Annotated in this window: 6 protein-coding genes; 2 read left to right on the top strand and 4 right to left on the bottom strand. The window is 36.2% G+C overall.

All coding sequences use genetic code 11. The annotated features are described in order from the left end of the window. Nucleotides 1-313 (bottom strand): hypothetical protein (locus E1140_RS01035; protein WP_155178120.1); only part of this gene is annotated, 313 nt, incomplete at its 3' end. A gap of 213 nt (nt 314-526) precedes the next feature. Here E1140_RS01035 and E1140_RS01030 point away from each other — a divergent pair. Next, nucleotides 527-1,024: a hypothetical protein gene (locus tag E1140_RS01030; RefSeq protein ID WP_155178118.1), complete on the top strand. Its 498-nt coding sequence runs from the start codon at nt 527-529 to the stop codon at nt 1,022-1,024. Here E1140_RS01030 and E1140_RS01025 read toward each other — a convergent pair. Next, nucleotides 1,021-1,278 carry an acyl carrier protein gene (locus E1140_RS01025; protein WP_155178116.1) on the bottom strand — a complete coding sequence of 86 codons (258 nt, stop codon included), beginning with the start codon at nt 1,276-1,278 and terminating at the stop codon, nt 1,021-1,023. The genes E1140_RS01030 and E1140_RS01025 overlap by 4 nt on opposite strands. Between E1140_RS01025 and E1140_RS01020 the strand changes: the two genes are divergently transcribed. After that, nucleotides 1,279-1,767, top strand: coding sequence for a hypothetical protein (locus E1140_RS01020; RefSeq protein ID WP_155178114.1), 489 nt, complete (start codon nt 1,279-1,281; stop codon nt 1,765-1,767). Here the strand turns inward: E1140_RS01020 and E1140_RS01015 are convergent. Further along, a complete protein-coding gene (locus E1140_RS01015) occupies nt 1,764-2,948 on the bottom strand; it encodes a cytochrome P450 (RefSeq protein ID WP_155178112.1) in 1,185 nt (394 codons plus the stop codon). The genes E1140_RS01020 and E1140_RS01015 overlap by 4 nt on opposite strands. Then, entirely contained in the window at nt 2,945-3,199 is a 255-nt protein-coding gene (locus E1140_RS01010) for an acyl carrier protein (RefSeq protein ID WP_155178110.1), read from the bottom strand. The genes E1140_RS01015 and E1140_RS01010 overlap by 4 nt, the downstream gene beginning before the upstream one ends. Nucleotides 3,200-3,238 lie beyond the last annotated feature (39 nt).

The raw sequence follows: 3,238 nt of genomic DNA, 5'->3' as shown, positions 1-3,238 counted from the left end.
TCCCATTTTCAGGTAATTGATTGGCATTTACAAATGGATTCTTCGTGTCATTCTGAACAAAAGGGCCAAGTTGCTGTGCCTGAGACGCAGATAGAGTAAGGGAAAGAATTCCGGTTGCTGCAGCTAGCTTTAATTGTAGCCTTAATTGGCAAAGTCGATTATAGAGCCTTTTGAGCTTTGAAATTATTTGTGATTTCTTGCGATCGCTGAGATCGTTAAAGTGCCCATTTCGAACATTCTTGTCATATCTGGACTTAAACTTCGAATATTTCGCCAACGTGGTTCCATATAGAACACGAAGATTGCTTTTCATTGAGGCTGATTTTTAGTTGGTTAATTACTTCAAATATGAGCTTTTTACAGCTTCTATCCATGTAATATTTATTAATTTTAACAAAATTTTAAGAATTAATATAAACATAATAGATAGCTCACAGCACTATATACGGGTAATTTGAAAATGGTGACCACAATAAATTAACTATAATTGTGATGTGCTTTTTATGGGAGATTGTTAATGGTTATGATGAAAAGGTCTATTCAAGATTTTAAATGGCATATTGTCTGGAAAAAAATCACCAGCGAGGAGGTTATACAAATTGTGGGTTTTTGGTTGCGTCTTGGAATACTCTCAAGACCTGAGGCCTATAAAAGAGCCAATCAAGTGGTTATAATGATTAAAAATAAAAATGACGAGCTTATAGGAGTTTCAACTGCATTCCCAACTTATTTTGATCAACTTCGGGCACATGTTTATGCCTATCGGTGCCTTATCAAAAAGGACTCAAGGGTTATTGGTCTTGAGACGAAATTGACTCTTGAGACTAAATCTGTACTACAGAAGGGACTTAGTGGTGTCAAAGAAAATAAGCCGGTAGGCCTTTTGGCTGTTGTCCAAAATGAGAGACTATCCAATGATGCGAGATATGCAGTATGGCCAGGTGTAAATATGATTTACGTTGGCAATAACAACGCAGGTCATAGTATTAGGGTTTCCTATTTTGACCATGTGAAATTAAACTAAGCCCCAGCCTCTTTAGAGGCTAGATGCTTGCTTAATTTTTCAATAGTAGGGTAGTCCCAAAAAATTATAGGGTCTAATTCTATATTAAGCAGATTTTCCAATTTGGTCATAAGGTTTAAGCCTGCTAATGAATCTATACCAAGATTTAAAAATTCTGTTTCTGAGTCAATTTTATCTATGTCAATTTTTAGTGCAACAGATATTTCCTTAATTATAAAGGTTTGAATCCTATCTTTATCAACAATGTCATGCATATGAGTGAAATTATAAATCAGCGTCTTCAAATACAAAACGTTTGGGAAAATGAAGATGCATATTCATCTTCCATAACATTTTGGGAGCGCATAATGTCAAATACTGGATTTGATACTGCCAAGCGTGCTAAAGAGGTGATTTGCCAGGTTAAGCTTGATGAAAAAGTTATTGGTGTTTCCACGGCTCACGAAATTGAGGTTCCTAACTTCAATAACAACAGTTTCTTTAGCTACAGAATGTTGATTGATCCTGAATATAGGATTCCTGGCCTTTCAGATAAATTGATCTCCGAATCATTTGAGTTTTTGGAAGGGCTTTATGTTTCTGGAAGAAGCAAAAGCATTGGAATAATTACCTTAATCGAAAATCCAGAACTGATTAAAAAGAGAAAGGAATTGGTTTATCCAACTTCAAAGCTAGTACTAGCTGGCTATACGAAAAAAGGAAAGCAAATCAGACTCAGGTACTTTAAAGGCGCAATGATTTAGCTGGCACTAACTCTTAGGCTTCTGAATCCTCGAATGGCAATATTATTATACCAGTTAGCTGGAGGAGATACTATTTGCAAATTTTTGAAAGACACCAAGACCTCTTTTATTGCAATCTCAGCTACTGACTTGGCAAGCCAGTCACCAAGACAATAGTGGGTCCCTTTACCAAAAGTCAGATGTTTTGGGTTTCTGTCAAGCTGTATTTCATTGGGGTTCACAAAAGCCTCAGGGTCCCGGTTGGCTGCTCCAATACACAAAGTCAAAGTATCACCTTGTTTTATCTTCGTATTTCCTATAACTGCATCTTCACTAGCTATTCGTCCAAGAAGTTGAACAGGAGAGTCATACCTCAGAAACTCTTCTATTTTAGTCTTCAGGGTTGACTTGTTTATTAGAGTTGGCTGTAGACCATGATGAATTACATTAAACAATGTCGTGCCTAGAAAGCTAACACTGGTCTCTTCACTAGCTACAAAAAGAAATATAAACACTGAAGTAAGTTCTTTTTCATTAAGCGGCTCAGTGGCCTTTTTATTAATAGCCAATAGGTGTTTTAATAACCCATCATCCAGATTGTGGTCATTAATTTTTTCTCTGAAATATTCAATGAATTTTTTTGAAGCGTCATTTAATCTAACTAACTCTTTAAGATCCACATAAAGGTCAAGTGCCTTGATCATTTCCGAAGACAAGTCATGGAGGTATTGGTGATCAGCCATAGGCAAGCCCATTATTCTGGCGGTTGTCATTGAGGGTAGCTTGGCGGCAAATGATTCTACAATATCAAATTCACCTGTTTTGATCTGATTTATTAAGATTTTGGTGTTTTTCTCTATGATTTTCTCAACTCCATTTTTGTCCCAGTTTTCAGTTACAAACCTTCTGATTCTGGTGTGCGCTGGTGGGTCCAGTTGTAAAATAAAGTTATTCATAGCCTCAGCAATGTATGCCAGGTCAATGTCTTTTTGAGCAAGGTATTCTACACCTCTATCAATCCAGTTTTTTCTGTTACCACTTCCGAATGACCTGTTGGTCAATATGTATTTTACATCTTCATACTTAGTAAAAATCCATTCTCCGGTTTGGGCCTTGTAAATAGGAGATTCAGCCCTAAGCTGTTCATACATGGGGTATGGATTGTGGATATTTTCAGGACTAAGAGGGTTCCACAAACTCATCTCTTAAAATTTTGATTGAAGATATTTTTGGCAAATTGCTCAATGGTCGGATAGTCCCAGAAATCAAGCGGAGTTAGTTTAACATTCAATTCATTTTCAGCCAACTCCATTAAATAAACAGCACTGATCGAATCAAGTCCTAAATCGAAAAATGAGCTTTGATCTTGAATGTTCGCTAAAGGCAAATTCTGTTCATTGGCAATTAGCCTTTTCAGCACCTCAATTATTTGTTGTGTATTCTCAACTTCCATTTAAATCAAAATTCCATGAAAAAATGAATAATTGACTAT

This window comes from Fulvivirga lutimaris (genome assembly GCF_009711525.1).
Lineage (GTDB): Bacteria > Bacteroidota > Bacteroidia > Cytophagales > Cyclobacteriaceae > Fulvivirga > Fulvivirga lutimaris.
The sequence above is the reverse complement of the archived record's forward strand: the minus strand, read 5'-3'. Positions and strand labels throughout refer to the sequence as shown.

Excerpts from the sequence above, each read along its gene's own strand:
- E1140_RS01025 (WP_155178116.1), bottom strand. The coding sequence starts at position 1,278 with ATGCATGACATTGTTGATAAAGATAGGATTCAAACCTTTATAATTAAG.
- E1140_RS01020 (WP_155178114.1), top strand. The coding sequence starts at position 1,279 with ATGAGTGAAATTATAAATCAGCGTCTTCAAATACAAAACGTTTGGGAA.
- E1140_RS01030 (WP_155178118.1), top strand. The coding sequence starts at position 527 with ATGAAAAGGTCTATTCAAGATTTTAAATGGCATATTGTCTGGAAAAAA.
- E1140_RS01010 (WP_155178110.1), bottom strand. The coding sequence starts at position 3,199 with ATGGAAGTTGAGAATACACAACAAATAATTGAGGTGCTGAAAAGGCTA.
- E1140_RS01015 (WP_155178112.1), bottom strand. The coding sequence starts at position 2,948 with ATGAGTTTGTGGAACCCTCTTAGTCCTGAAAATATCCACAATCCATAC.